The 20170-nt window shown below is 72.8% G+C and carries 17 protein-coding genes and 1 pseudogene; 8 read left to right on the forward strand and 10 right to left on the reverse strand.

Annotated elements, in window-relative coordinates:
* Both ACWGIU_RS05365 and ACWGIU_RS05370 read left to right on the forward strand, forming a co-directional pair.
* Positions 1-211 (forward strand): annotated as a pseudogene (locus tag ACWGIU_RS05365) (cytochrome P450); the annotation flags it as partial.
* Positions 208-1128: an NAD-dependent epimerase/dehydratase family protein gene (locus ACWGIU_RS05370; protein WP_453702633.1), complete on the forward strand. Its 921-nt coding sequence runs from the start codon at positions 208-210 to the stop codon at positions 1126-1128. The pseudogene ACWGIU_RS05365 and the gene ACWGIU_RS05370, both read left to right, overlap by 4 nt.
* Here the strand turns inward: ACWGIU_RS05370 and ACWGIU_RS05375 are convergent.
* From ACWGIU_RS05375 to ACWGIU_RS05400, 6 genes are all read right to left on the reverse strand, one after another.
* Positions 1118-1717 carry a GTP-binding protein gene (locus ACWGIU_RS05375; RefSeq protein WP_453702635.1) on the reverse strand — a complete coding sequence of 200 codons (600 nt, stop codon included), beginning with the start codon at positions 1715-1717 and terminating at the stop codon, positions 1118-1120. The genes ACWGIU_RS05370 and ACWGIU_RS05375 overlap by 11 nt on opposite strands.
* Entirely contained in the window at positions 1704-2078 is a 375-nt protein-coding gene (locus ACWGIU_RS05380) for a DUF742 domain-containing protein (protein ID WP_453702637.1), read from the reverse strand. Before ACWGIU_RS05380 ends, ACWGIU_RS05375 begins: the two co-directional genes overlap by 14 nt.
* Positions 2078-2494 carry a roadblock/LC7 domain-containing protein gene (locus ACWGIU_RS05385; RefSeq protein WP_030012808.1) on the reverse strand — a complete coding sequence of 139 codons (417 nt, stop codon included), beginning with the start codon at positions 2492-2494 and terminating at the stop codon, positions 2078-2080. Before ACWGIU_RS05385 ends, ACWGIU_RS05380 begins: the two co-directional genes overlap by 1 nt.
* Positions 2491-4872 (reverse strand): sensor histidine kinase, encoded by a 2382-nt coding sequence (locus ACWGIU_RS05390; RefSeq protein WP_453702639.1) that lies wholly within the window; start codon positions 4870-4872, stop codon positions 2491-2493. The genes ACWGIU_RS05385 and ACWGIU_RS05390 overlap by 4 nt, the downstream gene beginning before the upstream one ends.
* 227 nt (positions 4873-5099) lie before the next feature.
* Positions 5100-6461, reverse strand: coding sequence for a serine/threonine-protein kinase (locus tag ACWGIU_RS05395; RefSeq protein ID WP_453702641.1), 1362 nt, complete (start codon positions 6459-6461; stop codon positions 5100-5102).
* On the reverse strand, positions 6458-10948 hold the full coding sequence (locus tag ACWGIU_RS05400) for an Hsp70 family protein (protein ID WP_453702643.1): 4491 nt from the start codon (positions 10946-10948) through the stop codon (positions 6458-6460). Before ACWGIU_RS05400 ends, ACWGIU_RS05395 begins: the two co-directional genes overlap by 4 nt.
* Positions 10949-11200: 252 nt before the next feature.
* On the opposite strand from ACWGIU_RS05400, the gene ACWGIU_RS05405 reads away from it, so the two are divergent.
* From ACWGIU_RS05405 to ACWGIU_RS05420, 4 genes are all read left to right on the forward strand, one after another.
* Entirely contained in the window at positions 11201-11323 is a 123-nt protein-coding gene (locus ACWGIU_RS05405; RefSeq protein WP_258309265.1) for a hypothetical protein, read from the forward strand.
* A 115-nt stretch (positions 11324-11438) separates the two neighbouring features.
* The gene (locus ACWGIU_RS05410; protein ID WP_453702645.1) at positions 11439-13328 is read left to right on the forward strand and encodes a RiPP maturation radical SAM C-methyltransferase; all 1890 of its coding nucleotides are present in this window, start codon (positions 11439-11441) and stop codon (positions 13326-13328) included.
* A complete protein-coding gene (locus ACWGIU_RS05415) occupies positions 13325-13843 on the forward strand; it encodes a DUF5825 family protein (protein ID WP_453702647.1) in 519 nt (172 codons plus the stop codon). Before ACWGIU_RS05410 ends, ACWGIU_RS05415 begins: the two co-directional genes overlap by 4 nt.
* Before the next feature lie 3 nt (positions 13844-13846).
* Positions 13847-15136 (forward strand): MFS transporter, encoded by a 1290-nt coding sequence (locus ACWGIU_RS05420; protein ID WP_453702649.1) that lies wholly within the window; start codon positions 13847-13849, stop codon positions 15134-15136.
* A 127-nt stretch (positions 15137-15263) separates the two neighbouring features.
* Here ACWGIU_RS05420 and msrB read toward each other — a convergent pair whose 3' ends face one another.
* From msrB to ACWGIU_RS05440, 4 genes are all read right to left on the reverse strand, one after another.
* Entirely contained in the window at positions 15264-15677 is a 414-nt protein-coding gene (gene msrB / locus ACWGIU_RS05425; RefSeq protein WP_453702651.1) for a peptide-methionine (R)-S-oxide reductase MsrB, read from the reverse strand.
* 23 nt (positions 15678-15700) lie between these two features.
* Positions 15701-17098 (reverse strand): UDP-N-acetylmuramate--L-alanine ligase, encoded by a 1398-nt coding sequence (murC, locus tag ACWGIU_RS05430; protein ID WP_453702653.1) that lies wholly within the window; start codon positions 17096-17098, stop codon positions 15701-15703.
* Between the two features lie 61 nt (positions 17099-17159).
* The gene (locus ACWGIU_RS05435) at positions 17160-17627 is read right to left on the reverse strand and encodes an indole-3-glycerol phosphate synthase (protein ID WP_453702655.1); all 468 of its coding nucleotides are present in this window, start codon (positions 17625-17627) and stop codon (positions 17160-17162) included.
* 148 nt (positions 17628-17775) lie between these two features.
* Complete coding sequence (locus ACWGIU_RS05440) at positions 17776-18558, reverse strand: pyrimidine reductase family protein (protein ID WP_453702657.1); 783 nt, start codon at positions 18556-18558, stop codon at positions 17776-17778.
* 84 nt (positions 18559-18642) lie between these two features.
* On the opposite strand from ACWGIU_RS05440, the gene zapE reads away from it, so the two are divergent.
* Entirely contained in the window at positions 18643-19698 is a 1056-nt protein-coding gene (zapE, locus tag ACWGIU_RS05445) for a cell division protein ZapE (RefSeq protein ID WP_453702661.1), read from the forward strand.
* Between the two features lie 63 nt (positions 19699-19761).
* The coding region (locus ACWGIU_RS05450) for an OsmC family protein (protein WP_453702659.1) at positions 19762-20170 on the forward strand (409 nt) is incomplete at its 3' end.

Here is a 20170-nt window from a genome sequence, read left to right on the forward strand (position 1 = left end):
GGATCGGCTGGTGTTCGGCGCCGGACCGCACGCGTGCCCCGGGGCCCGGCTTGCCCGGGCCCAACTGGCCGACGTCCTGGGCGCGCTGGCCCCGTATCGGCCCGTGGTGACGCGGGCCCGGGCGGACCGCGGGGCGGCGCTGCCCGGCTGGCGCGTGCTGACCGTACGGGCCGGGGCCCGAGAGGCCGGGGTCTCCGGGGGCCGGGGGTGATCGCGGTCACGGGCGCGAGCGGCTTCTGCGGCGGGCACGTCGCGCGCGCCGCCGCGGCGGCCGGCGCCGAGGTGGTGTGCCTGGGCCGCGGGCCGGGCCCGGTGGGCACGCACCGCTTCTGGGACGCGGCCGCGGAGCCGCCGGACCTGGCGGGCGTGGACCTGGTGGTGCACTGCGCGGCGGCCGTCGGCGATCCGGCCCCGGGCTCGCGGGCCGCGGCGCTGATGCGCGCGGTCAACGTGGACGGCACGCGACGGCTGCTCAGGGCGGCGGGCGGGCGGCCTGTGGTGTGGGTGAGCAGCGCCAGCGTCTACGACCCCCGGCGCGACCGCGGCCTGGTCGGCGAGGAGCATCCGCGCGCCGGGCAGTTGAACGCCTACGGGCGGACGAAGGCGGAGGGCGAGGCCCTGGCTCTGGCCGCCGGAGCGGTGGTGCTGCGGCCGCGGGCGGTCTACGGGCCGGGCGACACCACACTGCTGCCCCGGCTGCTGTCCCGGGTACGGGCGGGCACCCTGCTGCTGCCCGGCCCGGACGTACGGCTCAGCCTCACGGCGGTGGAGAACCTGACGCGGGCCTGCCTGACGGCGCCGGCCTGGGCGCCGGGCGCGTACAACATCGCCGACGGGGAGCCGTACGGCCGTGACGCGGCGGTCCGCGCGGTCCTGCGCGCCCACGGCGTCCGGGCCCGGATCCGGCACCTCCCGCTGCCGGTGGCCGGAGCGGCGGCCCGGATCGCGGAGGCCGTGGCGACGGTCGCCGGGGCCGAACCGGCCCTCAGCCGCTACGCGGTGGACCAGCTGGCGCACCCGGTGGTCCTGGACCTCACCCGGGCCCGGGCCCAGGGCTGGGCCCCGCACCGGAACCTGGCGGACCACCTGGCCTCGGTGACCGGAACCCGGCCGGAGCTCAGCCGCTGACGGCCGCCGGGGCCTGCGCCTTGGCGATGAGCAGGTCGAGCAGCGCGAGCAGGGAGCCCCGGACGTCCGTACGGGAACGGGCGTCGAGCATCAGGACGGGCGTGTTCGGGTCGCGCAGGTGCAGCGCGGCCCCGATCTCCTCGGCGGTGTAGGGCTGTTCGCCGTGGAAGCAGTTCGCGCCGACCACGAAGGGGAGCCCGCGGCTCTCGAAGAAGTCCACGGCCGGGAAGCTGCGGTCCAGGCGCCTGGTGTCGACCAGCACGATCGCCCCGAGCGCCCCGTTCAGCAGGTCGTCCCACATGAACCAGAAGCGTTCCTGGCCTGGCGTACCGAACAGGTAGAGGACCACGCCGGCGTCGGTGAGGGTGAGCCGGCCGAAGTCCATCGCCACGGTGGTCACCGTCTTGGACTCGATGCCGTCGAGGTCGTCGACGCCGATACCGGCGGACGTCAGCCGCTCCTCCGTACGCAGCGGCTCGATCTCGGAGATCGTCTCCACCAGGGTCGTCTTCCCGACCCCGAACCCGCCGGCGACGAGGATCTTGACCGGGGCCGGTTCCTGCGGGGCGGTCGTGTCATATCCGGGCAAGGCTGTCCCTGATTCTCTGGAGCAGATGGACGTCGGTGGTCTCGGCGACCGCCAGGGGCGGCCGGTGGTGGATCAGCCCGCGGTCGGCGAGTTCGCCGAGGAGCAGCGTCATCGGGGTGAGGCGGATGTGCATCCGCGCCGCTATCTCGGCGACCGCCCGCCCGCCCGGCGGCGCGCACATGGCGAGGATCTCCTGCCACTCGGTGGGCAGGGTCCCGTCCACCTCGCCGTCGGCCGCCGCCGTGACGGTCGTGTCCATGGTGAGGACGGCGTGCGCGGCAGCCGTCCGCCCATCGGTCAGGGCGTACAGCCGCGTCCGCCGGCGGCCTGCGGGTTGCGGCTGTGGCTCGTCCTGCGGCATTACGCGGACGGCTGGCCGCGTTCGGGGGTGCCCAGCCACTCGCCGAGCGCCTGGGCGGTCCGTACGGCCTCGCCGCCCAGCTCCCCGAGCCGTGCCTTGCGGGAGGTCACCACGATGAGCGTGCTGCCCTCGCCGCAACCGACGATGCAGAGGTACCGGTCGTCCATCTCGACCAGCTGGCGGATGACGCGCCCGCCGTCGATCTCCCGGGATATCGCCTTCATCGTGGACGCGATGCCGGAGGCCGCGGCCGCCATGCGCTCGGCCTGGGGCTCGTCCAGCAGGTAGGCGCTGAGCTTGATGCCGTCGTTGGAGAGCAGCACGGCTCCCTGGACGCCGGCGATCCTGCTCAGGTTGTTGTCGAGGACGCTGTAGATCGCGTCGTTGGATGCCGCGGTGTTCGGTGAGGTGGTCATGGCTGATCCCGTCGGAGCTCTTCTTCCACTGTCTGGGTCCCCTGTTCGTAGTCCGCCCAGGCATCGGCCACCTCTTCGGGTGTCGCGGTGTCGGGCCGGACCACGCTTTCCTGCGCGCGGGGCTCGCGCAGCTGTTCGGCGATGTGGGTCTGCGGGACGCGCTCCGGGAGAGCCGGGCGGGCCGCGCGTGCGGATACGGGTACGAGTGCCGGTGCGGGCACGGGCGCGGGCACGGCCACGGCCACGGCCACGGGCGCCTTCGTACGGCGGCTCGGCAGCCCGGCGCTCGTGTGCACGACCGGCTCGGGCTCCGGGGCGGGGGTGGGCTCGGGCACGGGCTCGCGTACCGCGGGCGGGCTGGGCGCGGAGGCTGCCGGGGCCGGGTCCGGTGCGGGCACCGGGAGCAACTCCAGGACCCGGGGCTGCGGCTCGATCTCGCGCGGGGCCTGCGCGTCGGTCGCCACCAGCAGCTGCCTGGGCAGGATCACCACCGCCGAGGTGCCCCCGTACACCGAGCGGCGCAGGGTGACCGTCGCGCGGAGCTGGTCGGCGAGGTGCCCGACCACGAAGAGGCCGAGCCGGTGCGCGTTCTGCGCCAGCACGGAGTACGGCGGGGCCTCGTGCAGGCGCCCGTTCATCTCCTCGTAGCGCTCCGGGCTCACCCGCGGCCCGCGGTCCTCGATCTCGACCGACAGGCCGTCCGTCACCAGTTCGGCGCGGATGACCACCTTGGACTTCGGCGGGGAGAACCGGGTGGCGTTGTCCAGCAGCTCCGCGAGCAGGTGGCTGATCTGGCTGATCGCGCTCGGTTCCACACTCGTCTCGTCCAGGGCCTGCCGCTCGATGCGCCGGAAGTCCTCGACCTCCGCTGCCGCTTCGCGCAGCAGGTCGGCGACGCGCATGGGCTCGGTGTGCGGGTCGGGGACCTCGCCGCCCGCCAGGATGAGGAGGTTCTCGATCTGCCTCCGCATGCCGACCGTCAGCTGGTCGGCCCGCATCAGCTCGGCGAGCAGCGCCTCGTCGTGGCCGAAGGTGTCCTGGAGGTCCTCGGTGAGGCTCAGCTGGCGGCTGACCAGGTTTCCGGTGCGCGAGGCGATGCCCGAGGCGAACAGGCCGAATCCGTGGCGCTCGGCGGCCAGCCGGCGGTGTCCGTCGACGGACACCGCGACGGCCCGGGCGAAGGCGTCGCTGATGCGTCCGACCTCGTCCCGGTCCCCGGTCACGGCCGGCAGGGCCTCGGAGTCCACGGACTGGCCGCGCTGGAGCCGGGCGACGACGTCGGGAAGGGTCTCCTCGGCGACGGTCACCGTGCGTTCGTGCAGGTGGTGCAGGCGGCGGAGCACCGACCGGGTGGTGAAGAAGACCACGACCACGACGGCCAGCAGCCCGCCGGCGCTGCCCCCGATCAGCCAGGCGACCTCGCTCTGCAGCTCAGCGGCCTTGGCCTCGCCGCGGGCGAGCACCGAGCGCGCCAGGTCGATGTTGAGCGTGGTCATCTGCACCGAGAAGTTGGCGTGCGCGGACGACCAGCCGCCGACCTCGGCGGGCAACCTGATGCCCGAGACGATGTCCTTGTGCCCGGAGAGGACCGCGCTCTCGATGCGGGTCTTGGTCTGCCAGTCCGCGGAGCCGACGACCCGCTCGTAGAACCGCTGGTCCCGGGCCGTCAGGTGCGGCACGATCAGCGCCTCGTGCAGGTACCGCTGGGCACCCAGGGCGCTGACGAACTGGTCGTAGCCGACGAAGGTCAGTTCCCCGGACGGCCCGGCCAGGGCCAGGACGGTGTCCTCGCGCGCCACCATCTCGGTGGCCTGGAGCATGGAGACCACGGGGCGGCTCGCCTGGGCGAGTTCGGCGTCCTCGGCGTGGCTGAACTCCTGCTGGTACACCTGGATGACCTTGCCGATCACCTCGGAGTAGTAGGCCAGCGTGCTGTCGGCGGCGCCGCTGCGGGTGTCCGCGCGCTGCCGGTATCCGGCCAGTTTCTCCAGTTGCCGGGTCACCTCGGAGAAGGACCGCGAGGGATCGACCGCCAGTCGGCGGAATTCGGCCGCGGCCAGGTCCGTGGCATCGCGCCGGGCGCGCAGTTCGCCCTCGGACCCGTCGTTGCCCGCCCACCGGGCGGCGGTCGCCGTCCGCTCGGCCTGCATGTCGACCATGAGCGTGTAGAGCGGGGCGCCGACCTGTTCGGCGGCCGCCACGTCCGACCGCAGCTCCTCCGACTGGGCGAGCAACCGTTCGGCGGTCAGCGTCACTTGGGTGCCCATCGCGACGGTGGGGACCACCGCCAGCCAGATGAGCAGGGTGCGCAGGCGCACGGTACGCCGCCGACGGGTCGTCGACTGCCGTCGTATGCCTTCGGGTTCTGTGGGAGACATCGGTCCTCGCGAGCGGGGGACGGCGGGAGGCCGATCATAACCAGACATGGCGGAGTTTCGGATAGGTGTCTTCCGAGGCCGAAACGTGCTAGTTGCGGGATTCATCGCAGGCCGGAGATCGGATCGGAATCGAACCGCGACGTACTCGACACCAAGGCCGCCCTGTTGTGTCCCGACCGCCGGTCGACCCGGGTCCTTCGGGGCGCGGCAGGGGGCGAGGTGGCGGACTATCCGGCCTCGGCGGCCGGTCGGCCGGTCAGGGATCCCTGGGGCTCGCCCCGTACGAGTTTTCCGGCAGCGCTCAGAAGCCGTGACGGAACGTCCGGCCGCTGCTGGGCGCGCTGCGCGAGGTGGTGGCGCAGGGCCGGGTCCGGGGCGCACCGGTAGCGTTCGAGGTAGTAGGCGATCTGGTCGGACCAGACCCAGAGGCCGTCGGTGCGGAACCCGGCGGGCACCACCCTGCTCCGGGCCGGATCAAGGCGGTCCGGTTCCGGGACGAGGCCGTGCAGGGCCACGGGAGCCTGCCTGAGGGACCTGAGCAGGGCGGCGCACTCCTCGGCGGAGGTCACGTGCTCACGGTCGGGCGCGATGGCGGGTGCTCCGTCGGGCCCCCGGAAGTCGAAGACCCGCGCGAGGTGCAGCGCGGTGGCCGGGGACGTCCCGCCGTCCGGCGAACGCGGGGCGTCCGCGTCGGCGAGCGGGTCGGCCAGCGTGGGCGTGTAGCCCCGGGGTGCCTCCAACTGCCGGAGCCGTCCACCGACGGCCGCGGCGTCCGCCGGCCGTGCCTCGCGGTCCTTGGCCAGCAGATCGAGGATGAGCCGCTCCAGGCCGGCGGGCAGGTCGGGGCGGAGCTCCGTCGGCGGCGGCGGAGGTTCGTGGAGGTGCCGGGCACAAACCGAGTGGAATGCTCCGGTTCCGAACGGCGGTGCCCCGGTGACCAGTTCGTACAGGAGGCAGCCGAGGGAGTAGAGGTCGGCGCGGGCGTCGACCGCCACGCCCTGGATCTGCTCCGGGGAGGCGTAGGGCGGGCTGCCGAGGAAGTTCCCGATCTCCGTCAGTTTCGTCAGGCCCCGGCGGCCCGGCGTGGCTCCCGGCAGCAGCGCGGCGATGCCGAAGTCCACGACCTTGACGGTTCCGGTCCGGGTCAGGATGACGTTCGACGGCTTGAGGTCCCGGTGGACGATCTCCTGCGCGTGGGCGGTGTGCAGCGCGGCGCAGATCTGGCGCGCCCATGCGAGGACGTCGGTCAGGGGCAGCGGCGTCCCGCCGCGGACCAGGGTGTCCAGCGAACTGCCCTCGACCAGCTCCATGACCACGTGGTAGCAGGGGTCCTTCCTGAAGTCGTAGACCGTGACGATGTGCGGGTCTCCGGCCAGCCGTGCGGTGAAACTGGCCTCGCGCTCGAACCGGGCCCGGAAGTGCGGGTCCTGCGCCGCCGCGGGATGGATCAGCTTGAGCGCGACCTCCCGGTCGAGCAGTTCGTCGTGGGCGCGCCACACCTCGCCCATCCCGCCCGCCCCCAGCGCCGCGCGCAGCCGGTAGCGCCCGTCGAGCAGCCGGCCGTCCGTGGCGCCGGTCACCGCACTCATCTTCCGTCTCCGCCGGCCGCGCCCGTCAGACCGAATCCGGCACTCGCGAGCAGGGCGGCCAGCGCGTCGGTCGTGACGGCGAAGGCGGGCTCCGACTCCGCGCGCAGGACCAGCGTGCCGATCACCTCGCCGAGCTCGTTGAGCAGGGGTCCGCCGGCCGCTTCGGGGGGCAGTTCCAGATCGGTCTTGAACAACTGGAGCCGCTGCTCCGGGAAGACCTCGAACTTCTCGACGATGCCGGGCTGCAGTGTGTCGTCCGGGGCGGGGGCCCAGACGAGGTCGCCGATGTGGACGAGCCGGGGGAAGCCCAGGCGCAGCGGCGCCGCCTGCACCGGCTCGGCCAGGAGCAGTACGGCCGTGTCGATGGCGGAGGAGTCGGCGCGGAAGACCCGGCGGACGGCCCGCTCCCCTTCGACCAGCCGCACCGTCATCGCCTCGGGGTCCTGGGCCGACCACCGGCGGCTGGTCAGGACGTGGCGGTCCGAGATCAGGAAACCGCCGCCCTCCCGGCCGTTGCCGTCCGCCACCCGCACCAGGGCGGACCTGGCCGACGCCAGGAACACGCCGTCGTCCTCGGGGTCGAGCACGACCGCCCGCAGCCGGGCCGCGTCGGCCAGCAGCGTCCGCCGGTAGCCCGCTACGTCCCCGGCGCCGGCGAGGCAGTGCAGCCGTCGCCGGAGGTCGTCGGGGTCGGTGAGCGGCTCGGCCAGTTCCTCCAGCGCGTGGAGCGCCCGGCCGTGGTCACCGGCGTCGTGCAGGGCGCGGAAACGCGTCAGCGGGTCGCTGTCCACGGCGGCGAGGGCCGCGAGCACGCCGTTCCAGCGCGTCAGCCGCGCCATGCCCTGCCGCATGGCGTCGAGGTGCACCCCGAGCTGGTGGGCGAGGTGCTGGCCCGCGGCTGTCCGTTCCGCCAGGGCCGGCTGGGAGAGGTGGTCCCGCGCGGTGGCCAGAAGGTCCCTCAACGGGGCGCGCAGGGACAGGAGTTCGCCCTCCAACTCGGCCGACTGCGGGCCGTACATCTCGGCGAGCATCCCCTGCGTGGCCGCGTCCAGGGCCCGGCGTGACGGCCGGTGGGCGCTCAGGCGCTCGCGGAACTCGTGGCAGAGCGGCTCGCAGTCGCCGAGCGCGGCCGCCTCCTCGACCAGCTTGCGCAGGGCGCGCCTGACTTCCTCCAGTGCGCGGTGGAGGGTGTGCCGCCGCGACATCGCCTCGATCTCGGCCGGTGCGAGCAGGGTCGTCCCGATGAATTCGGCCGAGCTGCTGTTCCCGGTCACCGTGTCGCGCGCCGTGACGGTCAGAACACAGCTCTCGTCGAAGCTGAAGGTCACTTCGATATTCGGTACTCCGCGCGCGACCGGCGGGATGCCCGCCAGCCGCAGGACCCCCACCAGGGAACGGGGCTCGATGCCGCCGATGTAGACGATGACATCCACGTTCGCCTGCAGGTCCTTGGTCGTGGTGTAGGTCTTCGACTCCCGGGTCGGGATGGGCGTGTTCCGCTCGATGAGCACGGAGAACCCCTCGGTGCCGTCGGCCTCGGCGACCGCGATCCCGAGGGCGAAGGGGGTGACGTCCTCCAGTTGGATGTCCTTCAGGTGGCCGGAGAGCACCCCCCCTTCCAGTGCGGCGCCGCAGGCCACGGCTGTCCGGGCGTCCGACAGGACGGTGCGGTCGGCCTCGAAGACCTCTTCCACGGTCCCGCTGATCAGCGGCGAGAGCATCGGGCCACCGACCAGGACGAGGTGGTCGGGCGGGAGCCCGCGCTCCTCCATCATCCGCTCGCAGACGGCGCGCAGGGTGCTCAGCGAGTCGGCGAGCAGGGCGGCGAGCTCATCGCGGGTCAGCTCCAGGCGTACTTCCGGCTGCCCGAGGTAGGCGTTGAGCACGTATTCGGCCTCGTGCTGGGAGGAAAGGGCGATCTTTAGGTGTTCGGCGGCCAGTTCGAGCCGTCGGCGCGCCCGGCCGGTCGCCGGGACGTCGAGTCCGCGGGCCCCGAGCCGCCGCGCGAGCTCGTCGGCGATGATGCGGTCGAAGTCGTACCCGCCGTACTCGTTGTCTCCGAGGATGTTCCGGACCTGGTAGCGGTTGCCCCACACTTCCATGGCGCTCACGTCGAGGGTGCCCGCTCCGAGGTCCACGACGGTGACCTCGCCGCTCAGCCGCCGCTGGGCGGCGGCCGCCAGGCAGGCCGCGGTCGGCTCGTGGATCAGGCGCCTGGCCTTCACCCCGGCGATCTCGCACGCGCTGCGGGTGGCGTGCTTGGCGTTGTTGCGGAAGTACGCGGGGATGGTGAGGATCGCCTCCTCCCGCTTCAGGGTGAGGTCGTGGTGCTCGGCCGCCCAGGCCAGCCAGTCCTCGTGAACCTGCCCGAGCGCTTCGCGGGCCAGCTCGGCGAGGCGTTCCCGCACCTGACCGGTGAGGTGTTTCTCCACCAGCGTCCGGGCGTGTGCGATCAGGCGGGCGGCGACCTCTTCCGGCCGGTAGGAGCGCTTGAGAATGGTGTAGGACATGTCGTCGCCCATCCGGCGCTTGGACGCGCTGATGTGGCCGACCACCCAGGGGGCGAGGATCTGGTCGCCGGTCAGTCCGACGATCTCCTCGCCCCCCTTGGTCACCGTCAAGGTGGAGGCGAACTGGGAGTTCACTCCGTCCGGACAGATCACCGGCTGTGCACGGTGCGCGTCGTACACGGAGGCGACGCACGAGTGGGTCCCGAGGTCGAGCCCCCAGACGGCGGCGAAGCGGGCGTCCGTCTCGGCGCGGGCCCGCTGCGCCCACTCGGCGGCCCGCTCCTCGAACGCCTTGCGGCCGACGGCTCCGAGCGCGTCCAAGGCCTCGCTCACCCGTTCCCGCTGCAGCTCGGGGACGGCCGCGTCGTCCTGTTCGGCCAGCGACCTCAGCAGCCCCGGGGCCGCCGAGTCGCGTCCCCTGCGCTCCATGGCGTCCAGGCAGCGCTCGACGAGTTCGGCAATGTCGCCCGTCCTGCGCAGGAGCGGGGCCAGCCGCGGGTCCTCGATCGCCTCCTCGCCCTTCCAGCCGATCAGACAACGGGCCGCCGCCGAGGCGTCGTCCGCCTGGCTGTAGAGGGCGACGGCCTCCTCGTACCGCCCGTCCTGTTCGTGGAGGCGGGCCGCGCCGAGCAGGTCGCCGCCGGCCTCGCGGGACGCCGCGCGAGCGGCCCGGCCCTCGGGCGAGTCCTCGCTCTTGAGGACACGGTCGGCGTCGCCGAACCGCTCGGCCTTCCGGAAGAGGGTGTGCGCGCGGTAGAGATCACCGGCGTCCTCGGCATGCCCGGCCGCTTTCTCGGACTCGCCTGCCACCTCCTCGAACCGGCTCCACTCCAGGTGCACGGCCTTACGGTCGGAGGCGGGGGCCTGCCGCAGCAGATCGTCCAGCCGGCGCCGCTCGACCGCGACGACGGCCGCACAGAGGCCCTCCAGTTCGGCCTTCGCCTCGGCGATCCGCTCCGTCGGCGCCGCGGCCCGTTCCAGTTGGCCGATGATGTCGGAGACGAGCCCGAGGGCGGCGATCCGGTCGCCCCGTTGCACCTGGTCGTCGATGTCCGGGCGGCAGGCGGCGGCCAGGGAGGCCAGCCGGTCGGGCTCCTCCGCGGGGCAGGTCGCGAGCGCGGCCCGGTGATCGCCGAGTTCCTCGTGGCATCGGGTCACCAGGTCGAGCCGGCCGGCCCGCTCGCAGTGCGCCAGCGCCTCGGCCGGCCGGGCCGCGGCGAGGAGGAGTTCACCGGCCCGCTCGTGGAAGTCCCGGGCCCGCTCGGACAGGCCTTCGGTCCGGGCCAGTTCCAGTGCGGCCAGTACGTCGTCGAGGCGCCGCGAGGTCGCACAGCAGTCCAGCGCCTCACGCTTGCGTACGGGGTTGTCCGCGAGCCGCACGGCATCGCCACCGCGGCCGAGGAAGAGCTTCACCGGGTAGAGGTCCGGCACCAGCGGGTCGGCGAGGTGGTCGAAGAAGGTGCTCCACAGCGCGGCGTCGTGGGCGAGCGCGGCCCTCGCGGTGTACGCCCGTAAGGCCTGGGTCGTCGTGCCGATGTCGAGGAGACCCGCGTCCTGGCGGCGCCGCAGCAAGGAGACGAGGCCGTCGGCGCTGTCCCGCTCACCCGCCAGCACCGCCAGCCGGCCCCCGGCCTCACGCTCCAGCGCCAGGTCTCCGGCGCGGCCCGCCACCTCGGAGATCACGGTGAGGACGGTACGGTCGCCGTGCCCGACGGCTTCGTGCAGCGCCGCTTTCCGCGCCGGCCCCAGGGCCGCCGCGTACCCCTCGGCGGGCAGGCGGCGGCCCGGCCGCTCCAGCAGGTCGGCAGCCAGTGCCGGGTCGTGGGCGAGTGCCTCCACGAGCGCCCGGCCGAAGGCCTCGGCGGCCTGGTCCAGGTCTCTTCCGGTCAGCAGTACGGGCCGGAAGGTCTGCTCCACCAGCTTCAGCGCCTTGCGCAGGCTGCGGGGTCTGTCGTCCGAAGACCTGTTGAGCCACACCTGTCCTCATCCCCCTGCGATCACAAGGCCGGGCCCTGATCTCACATGCTAACGACCCCGGCGGCAAAGGGAGATGGGACTGCGGGACTCCTCGCGATCTCCGGGCGGACGCAGGTGCGAATCCGGCCGGGCACCTCGGTGGAACCGACACCGTCCCGGAGGGGGGCACAGTGCCCCGTCGGCCGAAATCATCCCTTGCGTACCACCGGTAACGGCCTTTAATGTCGCCGGACTTGAGGAACGGGAGGCACCATGGAAAGCGACAGGGCACCAGAGGACGACACCCGGACCAAGCCAGAGATCAAGAAGGTGGCCGTCCGCGACGAGGCCAGGAAGCGCGACCGGCTCACCATCGACAAGCGACCGTCGTCCTGACCGCGCGGGAACCGGCGCCCGGCGTGGCACCGCGGACACCGGGCGCCGAGACCCCGTGCCGGGCTGTCGATGGGCCGGCTCGGCGGACGGAGCACGGCCGGCCGGGAAGGACCGCATGCGCGTCCATCTGGTGACCATGCCCTGGCAGCCGGTCGACCTGCCCTCGCTCCAGATCGGCCTGCTGCACTCGCTCCTGACCCGCACCCGGCCCTTCGACGAGATCCACGAGTTCCACGGTTCGCTGCGCTGGGCGCAATTCCTGCTGGAACGGACGGACGGACTGCTGCGCCCGGCCGACCACGCCGAGGTGGGCAGCGACTCGATCTTCGACGGGCTTGGCGACTGGGTCTTCTCGGGTGTGCTCTACGCGGACCCCGACTGGGGCGTCGCACGGCTCGGCGCCTACGCGGAGCGGCGCGGGATCCCGGTGGACAAGGCACATGCCATGCGGGTCCACGCGGCGGATTTCGTCTCCCGCAGCGCCTCGGAGATCCTTGACGAGGACCCGGACGTCGTCGGGTTCACCAGCACGTTCATGCAGAACGTGTCCTCGCTCGCGCTCGCCGCCGAGCTCAAGCGCCGCCGTCCCGGCCTCACCATCGTCTTCGGCGGCAGCAACTGCGACGGACCGATGGGCCACGCCCTGCACCGCAACCATCCCTTCGTCGACCATGTGGTGCGCGGGGAGGGGGAGTACGCGTTCCCCGCCCTGCTGGCCCACCTGGACGCCGGGACCCCGCCCGTCGACGTACCGGGCCTGTGCTGGTGGGACGGCGGGACCTCGCGGGCGAACGAGGAGACCCGGCGTACGGTGGCGCCGCGTGACATCGCCTCGCCCGACTACGACATCTGGCAGGCCGAGCTCGACGCCTCCCCGGTGGCCGAGTACGTCCGCCCGAAACTGGTCGTGGAAGGCGCACGCGGCTGCTGGTGGGGCGAGAAGCACCACTGCACGTTCTGCGGTCTCAACGGCTCGGCGATGGCGTTCCGTGCCAAGCCCGGCGAGCAGTTGTGGGCCGAAGTCGACCGGCTCGTCCGGCGGCACCGGATTCTCGACATCGTCACGGTCGACAACATCATCGACATGGCGTACTTCACGGACTTCCTGCCGCTCGCCGCCGACAGCGGCTGGGACCTTCTGATGCACTACGAGGTCAAGTCCAACCTCACCGCGGACCAGCTGGCGCTCCTGGCCCGCTCGGGAGCGGTGCACATCCAACCGGGGATCGAGAGCCTCGACAACCGCGTCCTCGGTCTCATGGACAAGGGCGTCACCGGCTCCCGCAACGTCCGCACGCTCCGGGAATGCGCCGACAGGTCGCTCACGTGCACATGGAACTACCTGTACGGGTTCCCGGGCGAGACGGCGGACGACTACGACCCGGTCGTCGACCAGATCCCCGCGCTCGTCCACCTGCAGCCACCGGGCGGCGCGTTCCGCATCCAGCTGGAGCGGTTCAGCCCGCACTTCGCCGATCCCGCCCTCGGCTTCGCCGAGCGGACCCCCGCCGAGATGTACGGCCATGTGTACGACCTCCCCGAGGCGGAACTGGCCGATCTGGTGTACCTCTTCGACACCCCGCCGCGCGGGATCGGCGGCAGGACGGAGGAGCGGCTCGTACGGGCCGTCGAGGACTGGCGGGCCGGGCACGCCGGTTCCACGCTGCTGAGGGAATCCGGCGCGGACGGCGATCTGCTGGTGCACGACCGGCGGTGCGGATGGCCGGCCCGGACGCACCGGCTCGGCGGCTGGGAGGCCGCCGCGTTCCGGCACCTGGAGCATGGCCGCTCCGGGGCCGCCCTGCACCGGCTCCTCACCGAGGAGGGGCATCCGGTCACCCCGGAACGGCTCACGGAGTGGCTCGGCGAGGGCGTGTCCCTGGGACTGCTGTTCTTCGACGGGCGGTCGTACGTGTCGCTGCCTCTGCGGAACGCTCCCGTCCGCACGGTCGCCGGCACGGACGGTGCCGGCACCGGGGCCGGCACCGAGGTGGCGGCCATATGACCGGCGGGCCGGTGGTGGTGGACGAGCCGCTGCCGCTGGGCAGGGGCGGACGCGGCGCGGCGGACGCCGTGCGTTTCCTGCGCGAGTGCCAGAGTCAGGCGCTGACGGTGCGCTGGGTCCCGGACAGCGACGCCCTGCCCTTCGACACCGGGCTGCTGCACCACCTCCCGCCACCGGCTCCCCCGGCCGCCTCCCCCGGCGGGTCCGGCGAGGCGGCCTTGTGGCGGTCCCGGTACGCGTACGGCCTGCTCTACCACCGCCGTGGGCCGGATTTCGTGACGGTCATGGATCGCAGGGATCCCTCGGCCTCGGCCCGGTTCACCATCGACCAGCCTTCACTGCTCGGCGCCTTCCTCACCGTGCAGGAACCCACGGCCCTCGACGAGCTCGACGCGACACGGCGCGGGGCCGTGTCCCTGCTGGCGGACGAACGTCTCGTCCTGGTCACGCAGGGGTGGGTGGTGGCACTGCCGCCGCGCCTGCGCCGCTGGCCCGTCCCCTGCACGAGCGTCTGACCTGTGACCTCGTCGCCGCCCCGCCCCCCGTCCACGGCCGCCGACGGCGGCGGCCCGCCCCGGGGTGCGCTCCGGCGGCACCGGCCGTTCCTGCTGCTCTGCGGCGAACAGGCGGCCAGCTCCGTCGGACGGCAGATCACCGCGCTGGCGCTGGCGATGCTGGCCGTGACCCGACTGGACGCGGGCCCGTTCGGGGCATCGGCGCTGCTGGCCCTGACCTATCTCCCCGGCGCCGTGCTCAGCCCCCTCGCCGGTGTCCTCGCCGACCGGGCCCGGCTGCGCACCCTGGCCGTCACGCTCACCTCGCTGCAGGTGGTGGTCGTCGCTTCGGTGCCGCTCGCCGGGGCACTCGGGAGGCTCGGTCTGCCGCACCTGTACGTGGTGGCCGCTCTGTCGGGCACGCTGACCTGGACCCTCTCGGTGGCGCTGCAGGCGGCGCTGCCCCGAGTGGTGAGGCCCGAGCAGCTCCTGACCGGCAACTCGGCGCTGACCGGAGCCCGTACGACGGGCATGATCGGCGGCCCCGCCCTGGGTGGCGTCCTCGTCGGTCTCGTCGGGGCGTCCTGCGCCCTGCTGGCCGGCAGCGCCGCCTATGCGGTCGAGGCCGTGCTGCTGTTCGCCCTGCCCGCTTCGCTGAACAGACCGGCCGAGCCCCCCGGACGCCGGGGGCCCCGGCTCGCCGCGCTCCGCGAGGGGCTGGCAGTGGTCCGGGCCGACCCGGTGCTGCGCCGACAGGTGCTCGCGGGCGCCGGATTCAACCTCGGCAGCGGGGCAGCGGACGCCCTCTTCGTGGTATACGCGAGTCGCCAACTCGCCCTTCCGGCATGGCAGTTGGGGACCGTGTACGCCGCGTTCAGCGTGGCCACCTTAGCCGGAGTCCTGCTCGCGGGCCGGTTCGCGACGTCCGTCGAGCTGTACCGGGCGACACGGATCTGCGCGGTGCTGGCAGCCCTCGCGATCTTCCTGGTCCCGGCGGCGTCGCTGGGGTTCGCCTTCCCCGCACTGCTCGCCTACCAACTGGTCTTCGGCGTCGCGGCGACCGTGTGGGCGATCTCCATGACGACCACCCAGCAACTGATCGCCCCGCACCACCTCCAGGGCCGCGTCGCCGGCTTCGCCCAGGCGGCGCTCCTGACCACGGTCCCGGTCGGGGCCCTGTCCGCGGGCGCGCTGGCGGCCTGGCTGGGGAACGTCCCCGTACTGACCGGCGCTGCGACGGCGGCACTCCTGGCAGCGTCCTGCTTCTGGCTGCCGCAGCGCACCGGCACGGCCGTACCCCCGCCCGCCCCGTGACCGAGGCCTCGTACGAGTCCACAGGGCACGGGCACCCGCACCAGCGGGTGGGGCAGGCGGACGGGCGGGCGGGCGGACGATGCCGACCGGTTCCCTACGGACCTGGACCCGAAGGGAACCGGAAGGTTCAGCTCCGCTGGCCGCCCGGAGTCAGTCGCAGCGAGATCGAGTTGATGCAATAACGCTGGTCCGTGGGGGTGGGGTAGCCCTCCCCTTCGAAGACGTGGCCCAGGTGCGAGCCGCACTTCGCGCAGCGGACCTCCGTGCGGACCATCCCGTGCGAGGTGTCCGCGATCAGCTCGACCGCGTCGGTGTCCTTCGGGTCGAAGAAGGACGGCCAGCCGCAGTGCGACTCGAACTTCTCCGACGAGCGGAACAGCTCGGACCCGCAGCCGCGGCAGGAGTAGACGCCCTCCGTCTTGGTGTCCGTGTACTCACCGCGGAAGGCCGGCTCGGTGCCCGCCAGGCGCAGGACCTGGTACTCGGACGGAGTCAGCTCCACCTGCCACTGCTCGTCCGTCTTCTCGACCTCGTAGGACATGACTCTCCCGCTCCCTCGTACCTTCAGCTCGACAGCCGGGCGAGGATGGCCGGACCGAGGTCCGTGACATCACCCGCGCCCATGGTGAGAACGAGATCACCGGGCTTGGCCATTCCCGCGATGGCGTCGGCGACGGCCGCCTTGTCGTGCTCGGCGGTGACGTCGGCGCCCGCCGCCCGGGCGGCCGCGATGATGAGCTCGCTGGTGACGCCGGGGATCGGGTCCTCGCGGGCCGGGTAGATGTCCAGGACCAGCGAGGCGTCGGCGAGGGCCAGCGACCGGCCCATCTCCTTGCCGAGCTCCTGGGTGCGGGAGAAGAGGTGCGGCTGGAAGACGACCAGGATCCGGGAGTCGCCGGCGGCTCCGCGGATGGCCTCCAGGTCGGCGGTCATCTCGGTGGGGTGGTGCGCGTAGGAGTCGATCACCTGGACGCCGGCGGCCTCGCCCTTGAGCTGGAGGCGGCGCTTGACGCCGGTGTACTTGCCGAGCGCGCTCGCCAGGTTGTGCGCCGGGATGCCGAGCGCCACGCCTGCGGCGAGGGCCGCGACGGCGTTGTGCGCGTAGTGGCGGCCCGGGACCGAGACGGTGAAGGTGAGCATCCGGCCGTCCAGGATCACGGTGACCTCGCTGGTCAGGCCGCGCGGGGTGATCTTGGTGATGCGGACGTCGGCACCCTCCTCCTCGCCGTACGTGACGACGGTGAGGCCCTCGTTGCCCGCGACGCGGCGGGCGATCTCGGCGGCGCCCTCCTGGCCGTGGGCGACGACGAGGGTGCCGCCGGGCACGACCTTGCCGACGAAGGTCTCGAAGGACTCGTAAATCTCCTCGATGGAGGCGTAGTTCGCGTGGTGGTCGAGCTCCGCGTTGAGGATGATCGCGACCTGCGGGGTGTACTTGTGGAAGGTGCGGTCGCTCTCGTCCGCCTCGGCGACGAAGATGTCGCCCTCGCCGTGGTGCGCGTTGGAACCGGGGGCGTCCAGGTCGCCGCCGATGGCGTACGAGGGGTCCAGGCCCAGGGCCGAGAGGGACACCGCCAGCATCGAGGTGGTGGTGGTCTTGCCGTGCGTGCCCGCGACGGCGATCGGCCGCAGCCCGTCCATCAGGGCGGCCAGCGCGTCGGAGCGGTGCACGACGGGGACGCCGAGCTCGGCGGCGCGGGCCAGCTCGGGGTTGTCGGCGCGGATCGCGCTGGAGACGACCACGCAGGTGGAGTCGGCGGCGAGGTTGCCGGCCGCGTGTCCGCCGTGGACCGTGGCGCCGTGGGCGCGCAGCGCCTCGGCGGTCTCGGAGTCGCCGCGGCTGTCGCTGCCGGCCACCTGCGCTCCGCGCTGGGCCAGGATCTTCGCGATGCCGGACATGCCGGCGCCGCCGATGCCGATGAAGTGGGGCCGTTCCATGGCGGTCGGCAGGCCGGGCTTCATTCAGGTCGCTCCAGGATCGTGTTTATTGCGGGTACGCGTGAGGCTCTGACTGGCCCCAAGCCTATTCGTTGTGGGCGAAGAGCTTGAGCACGGGAACGCCGACCTTGTGGCGGGCGCGCGAGGCCCAGTCCCGGTGGAAGAACTCCTCCACGAAGTGCGGGGCGGTCAGGACGATCACCTCGTCGGCGCCGTGCTCCTCCACGACGGACTTCAGCTTGTCGAGCGGGTGGTCCTCGACGAGCTGCCCGACGGCCTTGGCGCCCTTGGCGCGCAGCGCGTTCAGGGAGTGTGCGAGGGCGTGCGCGGCAGGGCCGAGAGCGGCCTCGCCCTCGGGCTCGTCACCCTCACGGACAGCCTCCGGAATCTCACCGAGCGCGACGTCGTCGATGGCGCGCAGCAGTCGGTCCTGGTCGCCCCGGGGTTGCATGAGGACGATGAAGGAGACCGCGTCGTCCCCGTGCAGGGTGGTGACGAAGTCCACGTCCACCGCGGTCAGCGGCTGCTCGATCATCAATACGCTCGTGAACACGGACGCCCTCTCCTTCATGGGCCGAGGCCGGCCGGCCGACCCCTGCGGAAACCATCCTGTCCCGCTGTCGCACGGGGCCCTGCGCAGACATACCTGCCCAGTTATGTGCCCAGCGGAAGCAAAGCGGAACGACAAATTCCGCGCCTTGTCAGATCCGACGGTAGCTCGTGAAGAGGAACCCGGCCTCTTCCAGTACGCAGGCGGGCGCGAGCCGGTGCGGAACCGTGACGGGGGGGCCTCCGGCGATCCGCTGGGCTCCTCCCGCCACGAGCATCGGGGAGATCGTCAGGCACAGCTCGTCCAGGGCGTCGGCGGCCACGAACTGGCCCAGGAGCCGGGGCCCGCCCTCGGTGAGCTGGCGGCGCAGCCCCCGGTCGGCGAGTTCCCGTACGGCCCGGGCCGCGTCCACGGCGGCGCCCTCGCCGGCCACCACCACCTCGGCCCCGGCGCGCACCGCCTCGGCCACCCGGTCGGAGGGCGCGGCGGCCCCGGTGACCACCAGGGTCGGCACCAGCGGGGAGGCGAACAGGGGCAGCGAGAAATCCAGGTCCATGCTGGCGGTGACCACGGCGATGGCAGGGGCCGGCCCCTGTCCGGAGGCGGCGCGGCGGGCGGCGAAGGCCTCCCGCGCGCGAGCCGGCCGGTAGCCCTCCTGGCGAACCGTTTCCGCGCCGACGACCACCACATCGGCCAGCGCCCGCAGGGTGCCGAAGATCCTCATGTCCGTCTCGCCGGAGATGGGCTGCGAGCGGCCGTCGTGCTGGGCGCCGCCGTCCAGGGTGGAGACCATGTTGGCCCGGAGCCAGTGGCCGTCCGCCTTCAGCGCGGGGTACGCGTAGGCCTCGGCCAGCTCGTCGAGCGACCACTCCCGGTCGTCCCGCTCCTGGGGCGAGGCTGATGTCTGATCGGTCACAGGGAACAGGCGTCGCATCGGTGCAGTGTGCCACGCCCCGTAGAGTTGAGAGCTGTGTCGACATCTCTCTCCACCTCCGGTTACTCCTCCGGCCGGCCGCCCATAGCCGATGCGGGGCCCCAGGCCCTCTGCGGGCGTGAGCCGCGGGTGCCCGCCGAACGGCTGGTCGCCGAGATGGTTCCGCCGCCGCGGTTCGACTCGGTGCGCTTCGACACGTACAACCCGGACCCGACCCAGCCCAGCCAGTCCGAGGCCGTCACCGTGCTGAGCGGCTTCGCCGCCGGTCTGGGCGGCGCGCACGCCAGCGGCGCCGGCAAGAAGCGCTGGTTCTCGAAGAAGCCCGCTGCTCCCGCCGGCCCGCGCGGGGTCTACCTCGACGGCGGCTACGGCGTCGGCAAGACCCACCTGCTGGCCTCCCTGTGGCACGCCACCCCGGCCGAGCCCGCACTCAAGGCCTTCGGCACCTTCGTGGAGCTGACCAACCTGGTCGGCGCGCTCGGCTTCCAGCAGACCGTGCGGACCCTGGGCGGACACCGGCTGTTGTGCATCGACGAGTTCGAGCTGGACGACCCGGGCGACACCGTACTGGTGTCCTCACTGCTCAGCCGTCTCGTCGAGCAGGGCGTGGCACTGGCCGCCACCTCCAACACGCTTCCCGGCAAGCTCGGCGAGGGCCGCTTCGCCGCCGCCGACTTCCTGCGCGAGATCCAGGGGCTGTCGGCGCACTTCCGGCCGCTGCGGATCGACGGTCAGGACTACCGCCACCGCGGTCTGCCCGAAGCGCCGGCGCCCTTCTCCGACGAGCAGGTCACCAAGGCCGCGTACGCGACCGAGGGCGCGAGCCTGGACGACTTCCCCGGCCTGCTCGAACACCTGGCCAGGGTGCACCCCAGCCGCTACGGCGCGCTGACCGACGGCCTCACGGCGGTCTGCCTCACCGATGTCGGCCCGGTGCCGGACCAGTCGACGGCCCTGCGGCTGGTGGTACTGGCCGACCGCCTGTACGACCGCGAGATCCCCGTGCTGGCCTCGGGGGTCCCCTTCGACAAGCTGTTCGGTGAGGACATGCTGAACGGCGGCTATCGGAAGAAGTACTTCCGCGCCATATCGCGGCTCACCGCCCTGGCACGCGACGCGAAGCCCCTGGTCTCCCAGTAGGTTTGGGGACGCCGGGAACCTTCGGGTACTCCGGCCGTTCCCACTTCTACGAAGGGATCCACCATGGCCGCCACACGCAACGCACACGCCGTCTGGGAAGGCGACCTGTTCGAGGGCAAGGGCGTGGTCACCCTCGACTCGTCCGGCCTCGGCAGCTACCCGGTCTCCTGGCCCGCGCGCACCGACGAGGCGGCGAACGGGCGGACCAGCCCGGAGGAGCTCATCGCCGCCGCGCACTCCAGCTGCTTCAACATGGCCTTCTCGAACGTCCTGGCGAAGGCGGGCAACCCGCCGGCCAAGCTGACCACTTCGGCCGCCGTCACGTTCGTACCCGGCAAGGGCATCACGGGCATCCACCTCACCACCGAGGGCGAGGTGCCCGGCCTGGACGCAGACGCGTTCACCGCCGCGGCCGAGGACGCCAAGGCGAACTGCCCGGTCAGCCAGGCGCTGACGGGCACCACGATCACCC

Source organism: Streptomyces sp. NPDC054840 (assembly GCF_053611065.1).

Coding starts and splice junctions, on each gene's coding strand:
- ACWGIU_RS05395 (WP_453702641.1), bottom strand. CDS start 6,461: ATGAGTGCGGTGACCGGCGCCACGGACGGCCGGCTGCTCGACGGGCGC.
- ACWGIU_RS05385 (WP_030012808.1), bottom strand. CDS start 2,494: ATGACCACCTCACCGAACACCGCGGCATCCAACGACGCGATCTACAGC.
- msrB (WP_453702651.1), bottom strand. CDS start 15,677: ATGTCCTACGAGGTCGAGAAGACGGACGAGCAGTGGCAGGTGGAGCTG.
- ACWGIU_RS05410 (WP_453702645.1), top strand. CDS start 11,439: ATGCGCGTCCATCTGGTGACCATGCCCTGGCAGCCGGTCGACCTGCCC.
- ACWGIU_RS05440 (WP_453702657.1), bottom strand. CDS start 18,558: ATGCGACGCCTGTTCCCTGTGACCGATCAGACATCAGCCTCGCCCCAG.
- murC (WP_453702653.1), bottom strand. CDS start 17,098: ATGAAGCCCGGCCTGCCGACCGCCATGGAACGGCCCCACTTCATCGGC.
- ACWGIU_RS05415 (WP_453702647.1), top strand. CDS start 13,325: ATGACCGGCGGGCCGGTGGTGGTGGACGAGCCGCTGCCGCTGGGCAGG.
- ACWGIU_RS05405 (WP_258309265.1), top strand. CDS start 11,201: ATGGAAAGCGACAGGGCACCAGAGGACGACACCCGGACCAAGCCAGAG.
- ACWGIU_RS05380 (WP_453702637.1), bottom strand. CDS start 2,078: ATGCCGCAGGACGAGCCACAGCCGCAACCCGCAGGCCGCCGGCGGACG.
- ACWGIU_RS05390 (WP_453702639.1), bottom strand. CDS start 4,872: ATGTCTCCCACAGAACCCGAAGGCATACGACGGCAGTCGACGACCCGT.